The sequence below is a fragment of the Flavobacterium sp. xlx-214 genome (assembly GCF_013874595.1).
Taxonomy (GTDB): Bacteria; Bacteroidota; Bacteroidia; order Flavobacteriales; family Flavobacteriaceae; genus Flavobacterium.
On sequence record NZ_CP059431.1, the window covers coordinates 163,554 to 185,164 of the forward strand.

General features: G+C 35.0%; 8 protein-coding genes, 2 tRNA genes, 3 rRNA genes and 1 pseudogene. 1 reads left to right on the plus strand and 13 read right to left on the minus strand.

Annotated features, from left to right (window positions below):
* Positions 1 to 13 precede the first annotated feature (13 nt).
* From H1R17_RS00760 to ffh, 12 genes are all read right to left on the minus strand, one after another.
* A complete protein-coding gene (locus tag H1R17_RS00760; RefSeq protein WP_163433096.1) occupies positions 14 to 2,341 on the minus strand; it encodes a BamA/TamA family outer membrane protein in 2,328 nt (775 codons plus the stop codon).
* Positions 2,313 to 7,358, minus strand: coding sequence for a translocation/assembly module TamB domain-containing protein (locus H1R17_RS00765; protein WP_220458695.1), 5,046 nt, complete (start codon positions 7,356 to 7,358; stop codon positions 2,313 to 2,315). Before H1R17_RS00765 ends, H1R17_RS00760 begins: the two co-directional genes overlap by 29 nt.
* A gap of 181 nt (positions 7,359 to 7,539) precedes the next feature.
* Positions 7,540 to 7,651 (minus strand): 5S ribosomal RNA (rrf, locus tag H1R17_RS00770).
* 186 nt (positions 7,652 to 7,837) lie between these two features.
* Positions 7,838 to 10,718: ribosomal RNA gene (locus H1R17_RS00775) — 23S ribosomal RNA — on the minus strand.
* 183 nt (positions 10,719 to 10,901) lie between these two features.
* Positions 10,902 to 10,975: transfer RNA gene (locus tag H1R17_RS00780), tRNA-Ala, on the minus strand.
* A gap of 90 nt (positions 10,976 to 11,065) precedes the next feature.
* Positions 11,066 to 11,139: transfer RNA gene (locus H1R17_RS00785), tRNA-Ile, on the minus strand.
* A gap of 69 nt (positions 11,140 to 11,208) precedes the next feature.
* Positions 11,209 to 12,726 (minus strand): 16S ribosomal RNA (locus H1R17_RS00790).
* Together the 16S, 23S and 5S rRNA genes with 2 tRNA genes alongside form the textbook arrangement of a ribosomal RNA operon.
* A 777-nt stretch (positions 12,727 to 13,503) precedes the next feature.
* On the minus strand, positions 13,504 to 14,061 hold the full coding sequence (locus H1R17_RS00795; RefSeq protein WP_163431925.1) for a HutD family protein: 558 nt from the start codon (positions 14,059 to 14,061) through the stop codon (positions 13,504 to 13,506).
* Complete coding sequence (locus tag H1R17_RS00800; RefSeq protein WP_163431924.1) at positions 14,033 to 15,025, minus strand: hypothetical protein; 993 nt, start codon at positions 15,023 to 15,025, stop codon at positions 14,033 to 14,035. Before H1R17_RS00800 ends, H1R17_RS00795 begins: the two co-directional genes overlap by 29 nt.
* Positions 15,026 to 15,044: 19 nt before the next feature.
* A complete protein-coding gene (locus H1R17_RS00805; RefSeq protein ID WP_163431923.1) occupies positions 15,045 to 16,805 on the minus strand; it encodes a DNA mismatch repair protein MutS in 1,761 nt (586 codons plus the stop codon).
* A gap of 82 nt (positions 16,806 to 16,887) precedes the next feature.
* The gene (locus H1R17_RS00810) at positions 16,888 to 17,772 is read right to left on the minus strand and encodes a bifunctional 5,10-methylenetetrahydrofolate dehydrogenase/5,10-methenyltetrahydrofolate cyclohydrolase (RefSeq protein WP_163431922.1); all 885 of its coding nucleotides are present in this window, start codon (positions 17,770 to 17,772) and stop codon (positions 16,888 to 16,890) included.
* A gap of 73 nt (positions 17,773 to 17,845) precedes the next feature.
* Positions 17,846 to 19,189: a signal recognition particle protein gene (ffh, locus tag H1R17_RS00815; RefSeq protein WP_163431921.1), complete on the minus strand. Its 1,344-nt coding sequence runs from the start codon at positions 19,187 to 19,189 to the stop codon at positions 17,846 to 17,848.
* A gap of 144 nt (positions 19,190 to 19,333) precedes the next feature.
* Between ffh and H1R17_RS00820 the strand changes: the two genes are divergently transcribed.
* Entirely contained in the window at positions 19,334 to 20,266 is a 933-nt protein-coding gene (locus H1R17_RS00820) for a hypothetical protein (protein ID WP_163431920.1), read from the plus strand.
* Between the two features lie 38 nt (positions 20,267 to 20,304).
* Here H1R17_RS00820 and argS read toward each other — a convergent pair.
* Positions 20,305 to 21,453 (minus strand): annotated as a pseudogene (gene argS / locus H1R17_RS14230) (arginine--tRNA ligase); the annotation flags it as partial.
* Between the last annotated feature and the right edge of the window lie 158 nt (positions 21,454 to 21,611).

Below are 21,611 nucleotides of genomic sequence, written 5' to 3' on the forward strand. Positions count from 1 at the left end.
TTCATTTATATTATTAAAAAGGATATCCAATAGCAATGTTTAGCATTAAGTTGTCTTTGCGCCATTGTTTATCTCTAAAATCAATTTCATTAAAATTCCATCGATCTCCTTTAGGATAATACGGTACGCGTAAAGGAAAGGCAAAATCGGTTCTTAAAATTAATATTGAAAAATCAAAACGCAGTCCTACTCCAGCTCCTACAGCAATTTCAGAAAGCCATTCTTTACTTAACTTTCCTCCTGGTTTTCCTTCCTGATCATTTAACAACCAAACATTACCTGCATCAACAAAAACGGCTGCGTTTAAAAAACTGACAATATTGGCGCGGTATTCTAAATTTGCTTCTAACTTAACATCTCCTGCCTGATCATGAAAATACTTAGATCGATCATTTCTAGGATCATAACTACCGGGTCCTAATGTACGGGCTCTAAAGGCTCTTATACTATTACTACCGCCTACAAAAAACTGTTTGGAAAAAGGCATGTATTCTGAATTTCCGTAAGGATATGCTAAACCACCTATAAAACGTGCTGCAAGTTGCGATTTATCATTTAATTTTAAGTAATATCTAAAATCGTGTTCCATTTTAGCGTATTGGCTAAAAGGCACTCCTAAAATTGATTTTTGATCATCTGCTTTGGCACCCATTATTAAACCAGTTAAATTAGCAGATAAATCTAACAATCCTCTGTAATAAAAAGTATGTTCTTTGGGCAGCATGGTTGTTGTATAGGTATATGAATATACAGGTCCAAAAATTAACTGCTTTTCTACTACTCTACGTAATGCATCGGCGTTTTTGTTTGATGAATCGTTCATATCCTTTTGATACTCTTCACTCACCCAATCTGGGGTTACATAGGTAATATCAATTATTTTTAAATCATGCTCACGCAAAGCGTTTTCTTTCCATAAATACCCAAAAGATCCATTGAAATTGTGCAACGAATATTGTTTTGTTCTCTTTTGATACTCATACCCTACTTCTACCCTAGTTTTTGGAACAAAAGCACTTGATGAATGAAAATTAAACGGTGCTATAATACGTGGCCACATTAAACTAAATTTACTACCAATACGGTAAATATTATTAGCTTCTTTATTGCCACCTACTTGAAAATCTAGCGCGGTATACAAGGAAGCGGTAAATAATTCGGCTCCTTTTAAAAAGTTTTTATGACGCCAATTAAAGTTTGCTTCGCCACCTGCATAACTTGCCGAATTTGATTTTCCAAGAACTTCAAAACGCAACGATTTAAAATCGTTAGGTGTTAAATAATAATAAGCATCGAATTTATGAGCAGACGAATCGCTTACTACAAATTGATTTTTTACGAATTTAAACGTACCTAAATTGATTAATCGATTCAGTGTTAAATTATGATTGGTTCTGTTGTAAAAATCGCCCGATTTAAAATACAAAGCTCGGTCGTAAATTTGAGGTCTGAATTTCTTTTTAGGGTCTATAACATAAATATTATCTCGCCACAACAACGTATCGTTAGAGGTAACAGAACGCATTCTTTGTTCGCGTTGGTTTCTGCGTAGATTAAAATCAGAAAAAATATAAATTTTATCAATTGTATATTGATCTTTGGCTATTTCTGGAGTGTTATCTTTTACTTTTACGTTTAAATCAACCTTGTGCTTGGTTACCGTACTATCAACTTGAACAATAATATTGTCAGGGTCAAAATAATAAAAACCTCTTTCTTTTAAACCTGCATCAATACGTTCGCGTTCTGCCTTAATAACATTTAAATTAAAAGGCTGATTTACTTTTAGTAAACTTCTATCCGCTATTTTTGCTATTTCTTGTCCTATTAAAGTAGAATCAGTAGGAAAAGATACTTTTTCAATTACATATTGCGTACGTGGCGAAACTGTGTAATTAATAGTTGCTTTTTTGTTCTTTTTAATGGTATCAAAACTTGCCGATATATTAAAATAACCTAAATTTTCGCCTGTGTTTTCAATTAAATCTAAATTAAACGGAATATCAACACTGCTTAAATAAACAGGTTTTTCGCCTACTTTGTTTTTTAACCAATGTTTTAAACCTTTCTCTTTTTTAGGTTTTCCTGTAATATTATAAATATAAAGTTTAGGACGTAAGCCTAAAAACGATTTATTAGGTTTTGGTGTAAGCTGCTCTTTAAAAGTGGTTTTAAGTTTGCTTTTTTCGCTTTTAGTTAAAGAATCGCCTATTATGTTAATAGAAGCACCCGTGTACAGATAATCACCATTGGGCACAAATTTAGTATTGCTACAACCAGCAACTAAACCTATTGTGGTTGCAAAGACAAGCTTATTTAGTTGTTTGGATAGTTTGCTCATTTTGATTTGTACTTTGAGTTCTTCTTATTAATTCTCTATTTTTTCTACGGCGACGCAATAATTCTTTAAACTTATTGTATTCTACCGTTATTACAAAACCAACACCTGTTTCAACAATTTGTCCTTGTAATGCTAGCTGATATTCATCTTTTCTGTATGCTTTTAACATGTATCTTCCATCTTTAGATAGCAAATACTCTGCTTGTATATCACCGGCAATATTGGTCATACGCTCATTTTGACGTTCGGTACCTTCTAATCCAAAATTACTACCAATAGATACTTTTAATCGATCATTTAATAATCGTTTTGAAATGCCAACATTTAAATCGGTTCTTGATTCTTTTGTTCCTGTAGAATAATCATCCTCCGATTCTAAATCAAAATTCAATTCAACTCCTTCAATTAAATCCGCAGCTAGATTATTTAATTGTTGCGATAATAATTTACTAACACTTTGGCGTGCCATAGATTCTGCTGTCATACCGGTACTGCTAGCAAATGGATTTTCACCAATGAAACGATTTAGCAACAACAAAGCAAAAACTTGTTTGTTCATTTCTGATTCTTCGGTACGTAATTGTTCTAATTTAGTTTTGGTTAATTCTATAACCTCAGAAGGAACACTTGGGTTGTTTCCTTCAATTTCAATATCAAACTTAATAACGGGTTTTAATAATTCTCCGCTTAGTTTTAGTAATGTATTGAATGGGATTTTCTGACGATACATATTGGCATCAACTCCACCCGTATCTGATTGTAATTGCTGTTCAACCAAATCTAAAGGAACTGCCTTTGTTTTATAAATTGCGGTGATATCTAAATTAGCTTTGGTAGGCTCACCTGTCCAAGTGATTGAACTGCCTTCTTGAATTTCGAATTTACGTTTTAACACGTTTACAGACATTTCATAAGCACCTTCGTTTACCTCATAACGACCCACCAAAGTAGTTTTACCAGAAGGATCAATTCCGCCTGTTAACTGCGCCTCACCTTGTAGTTTAATAAAATCTCCGTTTGCTTTATCAATAACAATTGAAAGTTTAGCATCTTTCTTAATTTCTATGTTTAAGTTTACATCTAAACCTTTCATTGTTTCTTCAATAATGTCTTTATCGGTTGTTAATGTTCCTTCTAAAGCCATTTGGTCTTGATCTATAAACTCAATAATACCTTCGCGTTCTTGCAAAGCCGGACTAGATTGTGGTAATACAAATGTAAAATCAGTAGCATCTGCAACCGTAAGCTGTCCGTCAACTTTTGGTAAATTCATATCGCCTTTAATACCTAAATTAGCATCAATTGCCATAATACCATACATGATTTGATTTTCGGTTTGCGAAGAGTTTACTACTTTAAAATTACGAGCATTAACATTTAAATCAAATTTAAAATCTTGATATGTTTGCGTTAAAACAGCTCCGTTAATGGTTAAACTATTTCCATCGGTATCGTTAATTTTAAAAGCGCTGAATTCAATTCCACGATTAGTGAAGTCAATTTTATCGTTTAAATTTTGAAATGTGGTATTTAATTGTGTTACACCAAAAGCTGCGTTATTAAACTTTAAACTACCCAATATGTTTGGATTGGTTGTAGTGCCCGAAACTTTTAAATTACCTGATATAAATCCTTTTGCATCACGCAACTGATTCATTGAAAAACCTTGAATACTGGTCATTTGTAATGCGTTAATATCTACCGTTGCATTAAAACTAGTTGCGGCAGTGTCATAACTACCTACCATAGTCATATCATTATCAAAACCGCTTAACTTAACATTTGCGTTGTACAAACTTGCTGTTTCATTAGCCACTTTTGCATCAATGGTTCCTATGGCGTTGCCAAATACTTTTAAATCAGTTACATTTAAATCGGCTGTTAAACGCAAATCATTCATTAAATCTTTAATATTAGCTTCACCATTAATGATTCCTTCGGCTAATAAATCATCTTTTCGAATAATTTCTGTAAGCGTTTCTATTTTGAAGTTTTGGAATTTAACAAGTAGCGGACTTTCTGGTGTTGTACCTTCCGAATTTAATAAAATGGAACTACCATCTTTACTCAACAATAAATTATTAGCAACCAAACCTTTAGGGTGAAGTGTTAATTTATTATCAGGCGCAACTGTCCATTCATCAAAATTAAGCACCAAACCGTTTGGTTTTAAGATAACATCAACCAAACCATTTGCTGTGGCAACATTTCCGGCAATTTTATACTGAGTTTCTTCTTTATCGGTTTTAACAACTAAATTGTAATCAATTAAATCATTTGCAACAAAACCATCTAACGTAATATTGGCCAAACGAATTTGATCACTATCAAACTCTTTTAAAGTTACAGCATAATTTAACTGATCATTATCATTACCTGCCGATAATTTAATATCGTTTAACTTATAAGCGCCATACGTAACATGTGGCACACTGCCGTACATGGTAATTTTCTTTTCATCGGCATTATAAGCGCCATACAAATTAATGGTTTCAAAAGAAGTTAAATCGGGAACAAATTTTCTAACTAAATCGTCGTTTTTAAACTTTGCTCTAAAATTAAAAAACTGATGTGGTTCGATTTTCTGAGCAATGGTATCTTTTTGGAAATGATAATACTGATTTACTGTTTGCAACAACGAATTGCTAATTTGCGTTAATTTGTATTTCCCAGTTATAGAAGCATCAAGAATTTGCGATTTTAAATCAATTGCATTTAATGTATCATTGCTCACAGCATTTAGACTTATTTCACTTACAGGATATATTTCTTGCCCGTTTGAAAGCACAAAATCTTGTAAAAACAAGTTTCCATTCAACGCATCAGGATTAAGCGACGAAAAATCGGCATTTAATTTTCCAGCTAAAGCCATTGGCGTTTCACTAAAGCCTAATTTATTTAAATCGACCTTAAAAATAGTTCCTTCGGTTTTAATTGTTGGCTGATTGGCATTGTAAATACCAGAAGCTACAATATTTAATTTTGCATTCTCATCATCAGAATTCAGTGTAACATTATAGTTTCCTTTCTTTAAAGATCCTTTTAAAGCTACATTACGATACGTGTATTTATCATACGTTGCTTGGTTTACAAAAGCATCAATTTGCGCATTGTTTTTGGTAAAATCAAAACCTACTCCTTTAATTTTTGCCGATGCTGTAACAATACCTACTTTTGGTTGCTTTATTAATTTACCAACATTAAAACTTGCTAGATTGGCTTGCAAATCATAACGTTGTGCATTCTTAACTTTTTGATCAAAGGTTCCTTTTACTTTAGCGTTTCCAAATGATGATTTTAAACCTAAATCAACATAAATATCATTTAAACTACCTTTTAATTTACCACTTGCAGAAAAAGTTGCAGGCAATTCAATTGAATTTGGTAAGGTGTTTTTAGGAACTATTTGGGTAATTAATCTTTTGCTTGCAGTTAAATCGTTTACCTTTAAATTAACCCATAACTTATCTGTATCTAAAGCATTTTTTATTGTTCCTGATGCATTTATGTTCAAATTATCAATACCCGACAATTTAAACTCTTGCACTAAAAGATCGTTTACTTTTCCTTTTACATCAGCTGAAACATTTAAAATAGCTTTTGGATATTTATTAAAAGGAGCCGTATTTTTTAAATTAGGCGCTAACCATAAAATATCTTGAAAACCAATTTTAGTTTTAGGCAACTTAGCTTCTATACCAACAGCACCAAGATTATTTGAAAAATCGTCAACTGAATTGTAGGTTAGTTTTAAACTTCGTTGTAAAAAAGTAGTTGGTGTTTTTAAAGTTAAATCTTCAACAACTGTTTCTTTGTTTGCATATTTAAACTTAGTTGATAATTCATTTAATGTAAATCCACTTTCTTCAACAAAAGAAACATCCTTCACTGCCCCCGAAATTTCAGAACCGATCATTGATAAATCATTCAAATTCCCATATAGGTTTTTTATGTTTAAGTGATTTGCATTGAAACTTTTTTGAGTATTAGTTCCTAAACCGTTGTTATAAATTACGTTTACATTGCTTAATTGCGCTTTTTCTAATGCAAATTTTAGTGGATTAGTTTCCGGTTTAACAAGAGTATCAGTATTCTTTGATTCATTTATTGCTTTAGATGCTTTAGAATCACTTGTTAAAAGTACATCTACAAAAGCATCTTTAAAAGTTAAATCATTTACTTTGAAATCTGACTTTGGTAAATCTAAAGTCTTGATTTTTGCCGATAATTCCTTAAAAACAATTTTAGCTTTAGTTGCCGAATTTTCATCATCGTACAAAATATCAAAATCTTGTAAATTCAAACCATTTATTCCAACTTGCAATGGATTTTTAACTGATAAAGAATCTACTGTTTCTTCAACATTTTCAGCTACCTCTTCAAGCATTCCTTGATTAAACTTTAGTTTTAATCCTTTTGCTTCAATAAAATCAACAGCATAGTTATTCTTTTCTAAATCAAATGTCTTAACAATAGTTTCAATATTTGTAAGCTTTACAGCAATATCATTCTTACTAGAGATGTCTTTATAACCTACATTTAAGTTTTGTAAATGAATTTTATCAAGGTTTATTAAAAAAGGCTTTGATTCATCTGTATCTTCCTCCTTGCTAGCAAAAGCATCAATTATATAATCAAAATTAAATGTTCCGTTAGCATCTTTAACTACATTGGCTGTTAGCCCATCAAGCTCAATAGAAGTAAACTCAGCAGTGTTATCAAGTAATTTAGGTAGATTTAAACCTACATTTAAATGATGAACATAAAGTAAGGTATCTACATTTTGACCTTCTAAAAATAAATTCTCTAATTCAATTTTATTAGGAAAATGAACATAAATTCTATCAAGAGCAACTTTGGTCTTAATTTTTCCTTCTAAGTAGGTAACCAGTTTATCTTTTACAAAGTTTTGAACAGAAGGAAATTGCAGCGAATAAATAGCTGCCAATAGAAGTATTAAGATAGATGCAATAGTAATCAATAAGTATTTGACTACCTTCCATATTTTTTTTTTCAAAACAATTTTTATTTCCTTTTCGTAACAAAAATATCAATTAAACCTTATAATCAAAAAAAAAACACCATTTAATTATCCAAAACAAAAAATCCTCATCATTTACTTTGTCAGTTCGCTGCGCTCGTTTCTGATAAGGATTCTAAAAAGAAAACCCCTTCACTTACGTGAAGGGGTCTCTAAAAAAAGGCGGTGACATACTCTCCCACATTAATATGCAGTACCATCTGCGCAATTGGGCTTAACTTCTCTGTTCGAGATGGGAAGAGGTGAGCCCCAACGCTATAACCACCCTAAGTTTTTGTTTAAGGTTTCACGTTTTTTTTTGTTTAAGGTTTGCAACCTTTAACTTTAAACTTGGAACTTTAAACGCAGCTTTGCTGCAATATTGTTAACATATTTTTGATACTATTCTGTAGCTATTTTAGTCTTAATACTTAATTCTAAAATCTTAATACTATAATTTATAAAGCAATCCCTAGAGCACATAAGCTTACGGGCTATTAGTATTACTTGACTATGACATTACTGCCTTTACATCTGTAACCTATCAACGTAGTCATCTTCTACGACCCTTTAAAGAAATCTCATCTTGTGGTGGGTTTCGCGCTTATATGCTTTCAGCGCTTATCCCTTCCCAACGTAGCTACTCAGCAATGCACCTGGCGGCACAACTGATACACCAGAGGTTAGTCCAATTCGGTCCTCTCGTACTAGAATCAGATCCACTCAAATTTCTAACGCCCACAGTAGATAGAGACCGAACTGTCTCACGACGTTCTGAACCCAGCTCGCGTGCCACTTTAATGGGCGAACAGCCCAACCCTTGGGACCTTCTCCAGCCCCAGGATGTGACGAGCCGACATCGAGGTGCCAAACCCCCCCGTCGATATGAGCTCTTGGGGGAGATCAGCCTGTTATCCCCGGCGTACCTTTTATCCTTTGAGCGATGGCCCTTCCATGCGGAACCACCGGATCACTATGCTCTACTTTCGTACCTGATCGACTTGTTGGTCTCTCAGTCAAGCTCCCTTTTGCCATTGCACTCTACGCACGGTTACCAAGCGTGCTGAGGGAACCTTTAGAAGCCTCCGTTACTCTTTTGGAGGCGACCACCCCAGTCAAACTACCCACCAAGCAATGTCCTCAACGTCGTCGAGTTAGATCTCAGATAAGCAAAGGGTGGTATTTCAACAATGACTAACCTACGCCTGGCGACGCAGGATCGAAGTCTCCCACCTATCCTACACATCACTTATCCAAGAACAATACTAAGCTATAGTAAAGGTGCACAGGGTCTTTTCGTCCCACTGCGGGTAATCGGCATCTTCACCGATACTACAATTTCACCGAGCTCATGGCTGAGACAGTGTCCAGATCGTTACACCATTCGTGCAGGTCGGAACTTACCCGACAAGGAATTTCGCTACCTTAGGACCGTTATAGTTACGGCCGCCGTTTACTGGGGCTTCAATTCAATGCTTCTCCGAAGATAACATCTCCTCTTAACCTTCCAGCACCGGGCAGGTGTCAGGCCCTATACTTCATCTTACGATTTGGCAGAGCCCTGTGTTTTTGATAAACAGTCGCCTGGACCTTTTCACTGCGGCCAGCATTGCTGCTGGCGACCTTTCTCCCGAAGTTACAGGTCTATTTTGCCTAATTCCTTAGCCATGAATCTCTCGAGCACCTGAGGATACTCTCCTCGACCACCTGTGTCGGTTTGCGGTACGGGTTGTAATAATCTAAGTTTAGAAGCTTTTCTTGACAGCCTTTAGGTACACTATCACTTTGCCCGAAGGCTCCGTGTACTATCGCATTTCTCCAAATCCTACGCATTTTACTATAAGATCTATAGGTACGTGCTTTAACGAACTATTCCGTCAGTTCGCGGTACTTTCACCACTGTGTCACTCCATCACAACTATTACAAGTACGGGAATATTAACCCGTTGGCCATCGACGTCCCCCTTCGGGTGTGCCTTAGGTCCCGACTAACCCACAGCTGATTAGCATAGCTGTGGAAACCTTGGTCTTACGGTGTGCGGGTTTCTCGCCCGCATTATCGTTACTTATGCCTACATTTTCTTTTCTAAACAGTCCAGCAATTCTCACAAATCACCTTCTACCCAGTTTAGAATGCTCCCCTACCACTTGTATATAATACAAATCCATAGCTTCGGTAGTATACTTATGCCCGATTATTATCCATGCTCGATCGCTCGACTAGTGAGCTGTTACGCACTCTTTAAATGAATGGCTGCTTCCAAGCCAACATCCTAGCTGTCGGGGCAATCAAACCGCGTTTGTTCAACTTAGCATACATTTGGGGACCTTAGCTGATGGTCTGGGTTCTTTCCCTCTCGGACATGGACCTTAGCACCCATGCCCTCACTACTAGTAATCATTTATTAGCATTCGGAGTTTGTCAGGAATTGGTAGGCGGTGAAGCCCCCGCATCCAATCAGTAGCTCTACCTCTAATAAACTATAATAGCGCTGCACCTAAATGCATTTCGGGGAGTACGAGCTATTTCCGAGTTTGATTGGCCTTTCACCCCTACCCACAGATCATCCCAAGACTTTTCAACGTCAACGGGTTCGGTCCTCCATTTGGTGTTACCCAAACTTCAACCTGTCCATGGGTAGATCACACGGTTTCGCGTCTACCATTACTGACTAATGCGCCCTATTCAGACTCGCTTTCGCTTCGGCTGCGTACCTGAAGTACTTAACCTTGCCAGCAACGGTAACTCGTAGGCTCATTATGCAAAAGGCACGCCGTCACCCAACGAATGGGCTCCGACCGCTTGTAGGCGTATGGTTTCAGGATCTTTTTCACTCCGTTATTCACGGTTCTTTTCACCTTTCCCTCACGGTACTGGTTCACTATCGGTCTCTCAGGAGTATTTAGCCTTAGCGGATGGTCCCGCCAGTTTCAATCAAGGTTTCACGTGCCCCGACCTACTCAGGATACCACTATGCATTACATTGCTTACCAATACGGGACTATCACCCTCTGCGGTTCATCTTTCCAGATGATTCTTATTCGCTTTGCATACAATGTCGTGGTCCTACAACCCCAAAATTGCCGTAACAACTTTGGTTTGGGCTATTCCGCGTTCGCTCGCCACTACTTACGGAATCACTTTTGTTTTCTTCTCCTCCGCCTACTTAGATGTTTCAGTTCAGCGGGTTTGCTCATCTATCGATGTGACATGTCTTCAACATGCCGGGTTGCCCCATTCGGATATCTACGGATCAATTCGTGTGTGCCAATCCCCGTAGCTTTTCGCAGCTTATCACGTCCTTCTTCGCCTCTGAGAGCCTAGGCATTCCCCATACGCCCTTATTTTGCTTATTGTGCTCTACTTTTTAATCTCAAAAGATTAAAAATGTGCTTTATATTATTTTACTATAATATTTTTCTACTTTTTAAATGTATCTCAATATGTCAATGAACTTTTCCTTTAGATAATAGAGTATAGATGATAGATAACAGACTAAGTCTATTTTCTCTTTTCTATTCTCTATCTTCTTAAGATAGTGGAGAATATCGGAGTCGAACCGATGACCTCCTGCGTGCAAGGCAGGCGCTCTAGCCAGCTGAGCTAATCCCCCGTGTTTTTAGCTTGCAGTTATCAGCCGTTAGCTTTCAGCGGATTGTTGATAACTCAACTTCTAAAATTTCCTTTTAAATAACTTAAATAGTAGTCCCGGGCAGACTCGAACTGCCGACCCCTACATTATCAGTGTAGTACTCTAACCAGCTGAGCTACGAGACTCTGTATTTTAATTATTCTTGTTTTTTGAACCAACAGTTAAAGAGTAAAAGATGCTTGAACCATCTCTAGAAAGGAGGTGTTCCAGCCGCACCTTCCGGTACGGCTACCTTGTTACGACTTAGCCCTAGTTACTAGTTTTACCCTAGGCAGCTCCTTGCGGTCACCGACTTCAGGTACCCCCAGCTTCCATGGCTTGACGGGCGGTGTGTACAAGGCCCGGGAACGTATTCACCGGATCATGGCTGATATCCGATTACTAGCGATTCCAGCTTCACGGAGTCGAGTTGCAGACTCCGATCCGAACTGTGACCGGCTTTATAGATTCGCTCCTTATCGCTAAGTGGCTGCTCTCTGTACCGGCCATTGTAGCACGTGTGTGGCCCAGGACGTAAGGGCCGTGATGATTTGACGTCATCCCCACCTTCCTCACAGTTTACACTGGCAGTCTTGCTAGAGTTCCCACCATTACGTGCTGGCAACTAACAACAGGGGTTGCGCTCGTTATAGGACTTAACCTGACACCTCACGGCACGAGCTGACGACAACCATGCAGCACCTTGTAATTTGTCCGAAGAAAAATCTGTTTCCAAATCTGTCAAACTACATTTAAGCCCTGGTAAGGTTCCTCGCGTATCATCGAATTAAACCACATGCTCCACCGCTTGTGCGGGCCCCCGTCAATTCCTTTGAGTTTCAGTCTTGCGACCGTACTCCCCAGGTGGGATACTTATCACTTTCGCTTAGCCACTCAAACCGAAGTCCAAACAGCTAGTATCCATCGTTTACGGCGTGGACTACCAGGGTATCTAATCCTGTTCGCTACCCACGCTTTCGTCCATCAGCGTCAATAAATTGTTAGTAACCTGCCTTCGCAATTGGTATTCCATGTAATATCTAAGCATTTCACCGCTACACTACATATTCTAGTTACTTCACAATCATTCAAGAATACCAGTATCAACGGCAATTTTTCAGTTAAGCTGAAAACTTTCACCGCTGACTTAATACCCCGCCTACGGACCCTTTAAACCCAATGATTCCGGATAACGCTTGGATCCTCCGTATTACCGCGGCTGCTGGCACGGAGTTAGCCGATCCTTATTCTTACAGTACCGTCAATAAGCTACACGTAACTCTTTTTCTTCCTGTACAAAAGCAGTTTACAATCCATAGGACCGTCATCCTGCACGCGGCATGGCTGGTTCAGAGTTGCCTCCATTGACCAATATTCCTCACTGCTGCCTCCCGTAGGAGTCTGGTCCGTGTCTCAGTACCAGTGTGGGGGATCTCCCTCTCAGGACCCCTACCCATCATCGTCTTGGTAAGCCGTTACCTTACCAACTAACTAATGGGACGCATGCTCATCTTATACCAATAAATCTTTATAATAAAATCGATGCCAATTCTATTAACCATAAGGTATTAATCCAAATTTCTCTGGGCTATCCCTTAGTATAAGGTAGATTGCATACGCGTTACGCACCCGTGCGCCGGTCTCAAAGCAGCAAGCTGCCTCTACCCCTCGACTTGCATGTGTTAGGCCTGCCGCTAGCGTTCATCCTGAGCCAGGATCAAACTCTTCATCGTATATTTTTTATATTTTTGATGTGTTGTTCAAGACCTCTTAGTTACCTAAAAGCTCTTACTCTTTATTCTCTGTTAATCCAATATGTCTATGAACGTATCTTCTTATTCTCTCGCCTTGTTTCTTAAAGCGGTTGCAAAAGTAGTAACTCTTTTTTAATCTCGCAAATTTTTTTTGAAAAAATTTTTAAACGATTTTTTTAACCTTAAAAAATTATGAACTTTTACAAAACTCCTTTCGGAATCGGATTGCAAAGCTACAACCTTTTTTATTTACAATCCAAATTTATTTTCTAAATTTTTATTGTGTTACCAAATCTTTAAATGAACGTTATTTCTGTAATGCGAGTGCAAAGATACCCCCTTTTATTTCCTTTTTCCTAATATTTTTTACCCTTTTTTTATTCTTTTTTTTAAATGGCTTTTGGGCAAGGGGTTAGCAGGTACAGTTTCTAAAAAATTTTGCTTTGAAGTATAGAGTTGGAGGAAAAATCTTTTCATTATGGTTTATTCGCCTTAAAGTTGGAAATTCAATTATTCATAAATAAGGTACTTTAGAACAAGTACTATATATATATTACATAGTAAAAACAGAATATTTGATTAAATAATACTGAAGTTTTCTATTTACATCTAAGAAAACTATACAGTTTTAAATTAACTTTACATATTTTAAAATAAAAAGAATCTTATAATTGGTACTTTTTTAAAAGACAGAAAGAATTAAACAAAAACATTAAAATAAAATAATACTTAAACATAAATCAATTCTAAAATTACTTATAAGGATATAAACATTATTTCACAACAAATAGCAGAAGCGTTTAATACAGTATTTAAAATGATATTAGAATCATTCTCAATGACTAATAAATCATTTGGGCTTAATAAAAAACCATTTTGATTTACCTTTACTTGAACCTCATTTAATGCAAAAAACAATAGAAAATTTGACTTTAATAGCATATCGTTTTTTGCTAAATAAACACTTGCAGTTACTTTTTCCTTAGCAACCATCAAATTAAAATCGTTTCCTAAAGTTTGAGAAATAATTTCATCGTTTGAATCAAAACTAAAAATTTCTTCTTTTTTATAATGCTCTTTTTTACTGTTTCGTTGGATATGTAAATCATTATCTAACATCACTAAAAAACGTTGATAATTTTCAAACCGAGTAAAATGAGAAGGTACTTTTGCGATAGAAGCTGCACTTATACGAAACAAAAAATCTCTTTTAGCATAAGTTGCTTCTGGCGGATAAATAAAATATCCGTACGTTTTACCTCCATCCCAAACACTGGGTTGTAAACTATTTTTTGAGATTATGAAGTGTTTCATTTTTGCTTGGAGTGTTAATAAACTTATCTAGATCTAACAATAAATAATTAACGTTTTGGTTAATAGTGCGTGTTGCCGATTGCATTTGATTAAGCATTGATGTACGGTTATGTAAATCATCGGCTTTATAAATTCCGCCATCGTTAAACAAAATTGAAGCGTTTGCTTCTTCAAGATCATTGTGAAAATTAAATTGCAACCATTTATCTTTTATATTTTTAATAATGGAAAGCGTACCCGAATTGCTAAAAAATCGCTCTTGAGTGTACATATACCAAACAAACGGCGGAAAATTTTCGGCTTCCAGTTTTTCATTCCAAATGTCTCGCAACAAATTTCGCTTATGAATAAATTCTACTTTTTCACTTTTAGGTTTTAAAGTTAAAAAACCTAAGGCTGCACCTGCAACACCTGCACCAATATCAACAGCACTACCCGCTTTATCGTTTTTTATAGTACCGCTTGCAATAGATGCTGCACCCCCAATAATAATAGAATAAATAACCAAACGATTCATTCTTCGCTCATTTAAATCATCCACGTAGCTCGCTATTTGTCCTACGCGCTCGCCTTCGCAATCAAATTCAGCAGCCACAGCGTCTAACTCGGTTAAAGCAATGGTCACTTTATTATCAATTTCACTGCGTAAATGCAAAATTTCTAGTTGCGCCTCTATTGAATTATCTTTCTTTAATTCTAAAATTTCATTTACCTCATCAATAGAAGTTAGCGCATTTAAAATCAATATACTTTGATCTGTAAAGTAATTTTTAAGCTCTTTGTTTGCCAATAAAATACTATCTGCATTGTATGAAGGAAGTGTTTTATTATAATGATATTTAAAAGGCGCTTTGCAATAACTATCTTTTAATGTTAAGATATTTTCACGAATATTCTTAGTTTTAACCGAAACACACGAAAATAAACTTGCTGAAAGCAACAACAATAGTACTATTTTTTTCATAGAATTTTAAATCAACAATTTATATGATCTCCATTTTTTTCATGATAAATGTAGCATTTTTATTTTGACATACACCTTCTTTTAATTGATAATCAAAATGTAATTCATCGTTAATAATTTCTACTTCAAAACGCTTATTGATCATTGTTTCTGGATATTTATCTACGGTATTACAAACTTCTAAATCGTGCGTAGCTATCATTCCTTTTACATCAAACTGATGCAATTTTTCAATAACTCCAACGGTTCCTGTTTTTTTATCATCAGAATTGGTTCCTTTTAAAATTTCATCTAATAAAACAAAAATCGGTTCGCTTTGCGCTTCGGTTACAATTTGTTTTAATCGTTTTACTTCAGCAAAAAAGAACGACTCACTATCTGATAACGAATCGGTTAAACGCATAGAAACCCACAACGGCAAAGAACAAATAACAGCTTTGGTAGTATCTACTGGGGCCCCCACGTAACTTAACACTAAATTTATACCCACTGTACGTAAAAAAGTACTTTTACCACTCATATTACTGCCTGTTAAAATGACAAATGATTGATTTGAAAAATCAATATCGTTGCGTACTCGTTTTTCTTTTGATAATAAGGGATGTCCTAAATTTTCGAAAGAAATTACATTTTTAGACACTGTTGGATATTGATATTCCGGATTATTATATGCGAAATTTGCCAAGCTGTTTAAACTCTCAATTTCTCCAATAATTTTAATCCATTGCCATAAATGTGCTTGATGTTTCTGTTTCCACATCAATAATTTTTTATGCACCCAAAAATGATATTGAAACGTACCGTTGAACGCAATAAATATGAAAAGATTGGCAATTGTATTTAGCTTTTCAAACAAATTTGCCAATTCATCAACAATTTCAGTAGCTGTTTTATTGTTGTTTTTTAATTGATTTTGTTTCTCTTGTAAGTATTTTGATTGAAAAGAAGTTACTTCAAACAGTTTAATCATCTTTGCATATTGCTGTAAACTATTGGCAATTTTATCACCTTTACCAATTTCTTTCATGATAAACTGCGTCATAAACCCCGCAATTAATAAATTAAACGAAAAGAAAAACAAGGTAAACTTAGATGCCAAAGGATGCCAATTAAAAATAGATGCCAGCAATGATAATAAGAATAAAACAGGCACTAAAATAACCGCTACTTGTATTAATTTATTAGGATTATCGCTTTTAGATTTTGTCCATTGTTCTATTGCGTTATCTTCTTTTTCAGATGTATCGGCTAAAAGTGCTAATGTTTGAAATTGTTGTCGAAAATCAAATTGTTGTGTTAGTTCTTGAACTGCTTCTTGACGTAGTTTAATAACATCTTCCGTTGGAATGGTTTGCAAATCTTTAGCCAATTGCTTTTTACCTAACGATGTTCCTGTGCGATTTATAAATTGAAAAATAGAATTTTTACCAAACAAATCTAAATCATATGAATAAGCGTGTTGCGGATTTAAAAATTCGTTTCCTTCATCAAACGTTTTTGCACCTTTTAAAAAATCAATTTCATCATCGTTAATTTTTTGTAATGTTTTATGATAGCTAATTTTAGTTTGCAATTTTAAATACACATTTACCGCAATAATAAAAAGAAGTAAAGCCAAAAAAGCCCACCAGCCCATTGTTTCATTTTTTTGATACATCATTAAATAAAACAAATAAACAGCAACTATTAAAAAAACGAGCCTAAACCAACTTAACACTGTTTTTTTAGAAGTCAATTTTTTTAGTATTTGTTTTTGCTGATTGCTTATATCTTGATACATGATTTGTAATTTTCGTTAAAAATAGCCACAAAAAAACCATCTAGCAAATGAGATGGTTTTAATTGTATAAATACTATAAATTTTAGTTTTTCTTTGCTCTGCGTTCTCTTGCAATTAACGTATTTTTCATTAACATCGCAATAGTCATAGGGCCTACACCACCTGGCACCGGGGTAATCCACGATGCTTTTTCAGCTACCTCATCAAAAGCAACATCACCTTTAATTACATAACCTTTTGCATTAGTTTCATCAGCAACACGTGTAATACCAACATCTACAATCACAGCGCCGTCTTTAATCATGTTCGCTTTTAAAAATTCAGGCACACCTAAAGCTGTAATTACAATATCTGCTTCACGTGTTATTTCTTCGATATTTTGAGTTGCAGAATGTGTTAATGTTACTGTTGCGTTACCTGGATACGCTTTACGACTCATTAACAAACTCATTGGCTTACCCACAATGTTTGAACGACCAATAACTACCACGTTTTTACCTTTTGTTTCGATTTTATTACGCTCTAACAATTGTAAAATTCCGAAAGGGGTTGCAGGAATAAACGACTCTAATTCCAACGCCATACGACCAAAGTTTTCTGGATGAAAACCATCTACATCTTTATCAGGATCTACAGCATTTAAAACTTTTTGCTCATCAATATGTTTTGGCAAAGGCAATTGAACAATAAAGCCATCAATATCATCATTGTTATTTAACTCATTGATTTTTGCTAACAATTCTTCCTCTGTTGTTTCTTCAGGTAAAGATACCAATGTAGAATCGAAACCAATTTTTTCACACGTTTTAACCTTACTTCCCACGTATGTTAAACTTGCACCATTACTACCTACTAATACAGCAGCTAAATGAGGTACTTTTTCTCCTTTTGTTTTAATTTGAGCTACTTCGGCAGCAATTTCATTTTTAATTTCTTCCGATACTTTTTTACCGTCTAATAATTGCATTGTTGGTTTTGTGTTATGTAGTTAATTGTTTTTTAAATTTAAAAACCCGCAAGAAAATCTTGCAGGTTTACTTTTATTTCATTCCCATGCCTTTCATCTGCCCCATCATACGCATCAAGTTTTTACCTTGTGAGCCTTGCATCATTTTCATCATTTTGCTCATTTGGTCAAATTGTTTTAACAACTGATTTACTTGTTGAATATCGGTTCCAGATCCTTTGGCAACACGTTGTTTGCGTTTTGCGTCTAAAATAGCTGGTTTTTTTCGCTCTGCAGGTGTCATTGAATGAATCATAGCTTCAATGTGTTTAAAAGCATCGTCTTCAATTTCTACATCTTTTAATGCTTTACCTACACCAGGAATCATTCCAACAAGATCTTTCATAGATCCCATTTTTTTAACCTGCTGAATTTGACTTAAGAAATCATCAAAACCAAATTCGTTTTTAGCAATTTTCTTTTGAAGTTTACGCGCTTCCTCTTCGTCGTATTGTGCTTGTGCGCGCTCTACTAACGAAATAACGTCTCCCATTCCTAAGATACGATCTGCCATACGGTCTGGATAGAACACATCAATAGCATCCATTTTCTCACCCGTACCAATAAACTTGATTGGTTTATTTACAATTGATTTAATAGAAATGGCAGCTCCACCACGTGTATCACCATCTAATTTTGTAAGAACAACTCCATCAAAATTCAATCGATCGTTAAAAGCTTTTGCTGTATTCACCGCATCTTGCCCTGTCATTGAATCTACTACGAATAACGTTTCTTGTGGTTTAATGGCTGCATGAACATTCGCAATTTCGTTCATCATCTCCTCGTCAATCGCTAAACGACCTGCCGTATCGACAATAACTACGTTAAAACCATTTTTCTTAGCATGTTCAATTGCATTGGTAGCAATAGAAACTGCGTTTTTATTTTCTGGTTCAGAATATACTTCTACCCCAATTTGATCACCAACTACGTGCAACTGGTTAATTGCCGCCGGACGATAAATATCACAAGCAACCAATAACGGCTTCTTATTTTTCTTTGTTTTAAGGAAATTCGCTAATTTACCAGAGAAGGTAGTTTTACCCGAACCTTGTAAACCAGACATTAAAATAACTGACGGAGTACCAGACAGGTTTACACCAACAGCATCGCCTCCCATTAATTCAATTAACTCGTCTTTAACGATTTTAACCATTAATTGACCTGGCTGTAACGTTGTTAATACGTCTTGCCCAATTGCTTTTTCTTTTACTTTATTGGTAAATTCTTTGGCAATTTTAAAGTTTACATCGGCATCTAATAATGCACGACGTACTTCTTTTAAAGTCTCGGCAACATTAACTTCTGTAATCTTTCCGTGACCTTTTAATATATGAAAGGCTTTGTCTAGTTTATCACTTAAATTATCGAACATAGTCTTGATATTATAACTAAGCTACAAATATAATACAAAGTTGGTAAGTGACAAAGAGTAAAGCTACTCTGATAAAATTAGTTGTAAAGTTTTACAGGAAATCTACGTAATAAAAAATGCTTTTCTTTTACATTTGTAATAAAAATGTTATTTAATACCGTATCACAAAAAACCGTATCACAAAAACTTGTATTTGACTATTTCTTAGCAGGAAGCCTTATTCTTTTAATGGGTTTGTTTGCTATTTGGGCTAACGATATAGAAATTGTTTTACCTGAACTAGCTGCCTTAAGTGCTGGTTGTTTTATTTATAAAAAGGCATCATGGAACGCCAATCCTAAAATGCTTTTTATTTTACCAAGTATTACTGCTTTTATGGGCTTTGGTATTAATATGCTTTCTATAAGTTTGGCTTTAAAAATAGCTTTGGTTTTATTGCTTATTTTTTTACTTTTTTATTTTAGTAAAAATGTATTGGCACCAGCTATTGCTACAGGTTTATTACCTATTATAACAAACTGCCACTCAGTTTACTTTTTAATATCTACCTTAGTTTTTACACTAATTTTAGCTGCTTTTGTACAATTAAAATACCAATCAGGTGAAAAAGTAGCCAAAGAAATTGTTCCTTTTAGAACCTTTTTTGCTTACTTTTCCATCATAACCATTTGGATTTCTTTTTGCTATTACAATGATTACCATTATATGTTGGCTATACCGCCTGTTATTGTTGTTGGTTTAGAAATGATTAGCGGTCCGGTAATTAAACTACAACCTGTACTGCTTAAAACTACTTTATTAGTTGTTTCATCATTAATTGGAGGTTATATTTACCTTTATATAAGCGATTTACTATTGGTATTGCTTGTTAATTTTGTGGTTATTTCTTTATTTCTGGCAGTATTTAAGCAAAAAATGGCACCTGCATACGCAATTGCATTACTACCTATTGTTTTAAAAAATCAGGAACCTTTGCATTTTGCGTTGTATGTGTTTTTTATTTGTTGTGCTATTTTTGGAGGTGCTTACATTTCTAAACTCATGTATAATAAGTTTTTCAACCCTCATTCAATTTAAATAAAAACGCCGTTCAAATGAACGGCGTTTTTATCATATTACATTCTACTAGGAACATCAATTCCTAATAATTTGAAAGCATTTTGAATGGTTTGTGCTACTTTTTGTGATAATTGTACGCGGAATACTTTCTTAATTTCATCAGTTTCACCTAAAATAGAAACCGATTGATAAAACGAATTGTACTCTTTTACTAAATCATACGTATAATTTGCAATTAAAGCAGGGCTGTATGTTTTGGCTGCTTGTTGAATTACCTCAGGAAATTGAGCCAATGCTTTGATTAACTCTTTTTCTTTACTGTGTAACTCAACCATTTCAACCGACTTTGAGAAATCAAAATCTGCTTTACGTAAAATAGATTGAATACGTGCATAGGTATATTGAATAAACGGACCTGTGTTACCAGCAAAATCTACCGACTCTTTTGGATCGAACAAAATACGTTTTTTAGGATCCACTTTTAAAATGTAATATTTCAAAGCTCCTAAACCAATAGTCTTATATAAACCATCTTTTTCTTCTTGAGACAATCCGTCTAACTTTCCTAATTCTTCCGAAATTTCACGAGCTGTAGTAGTCATATCTGTCATTAAATCATCAGCGTCAACAACAGTACCTTCACGCGATTTCATTTTACCAGAAGGTAAATCAACCATTCCGTATGATAAATGATATAAATGCTCTGCCCAATCAAATCCTAATTTTTTAAGGATTAAGAACAACACTTTAAAGTGATAATCTTGCTCATTACCCACTGTATAAACCATTCCACCTACATCAGGAAAATCTTTTACACGCTGAATAGCGGTACCAATATCTTGCGTCATGTAAACCGAAGTTCCATCAGAACGTAACACTAATTTCTCGTCTAATCCGTCAGAAGTTAAATCAATCCAAACCGAACCGTCCTCTTTTTTATAGAAAACACCTTTTGCTAAACCATCTTCAACCACATCTTTTCCTAACAAATAGGTATTGCTTTCGTAATAATTGCAATCGAAATCTACGCCAATATTTTTGTACGATGTTTCAAAACCTTCGTAAACCCAGCCGTTCATCATTTCCCAAAGTTGTACAACTTGCTCATCACCAGCTTCCCATTTGCGTAACATTTCTTTTGCTTCTTGCATTGCAGAAGTACTATTTCTCGCAATTTCATTAACATCAGACTTTAGATTTTCTATTTTTTCAGAAAGTGTTAAAGCAGGTTTTAAAATTCCATCAATTGTTTTATACGATTTACCCTTAAAATAATCTTCTGATACTTGTTTCTTAAATGAAGAAATAACTTTTAAAATAGATCCTTTATCTGTAATAGCTGCTTCTAATTGATTAGATAAAT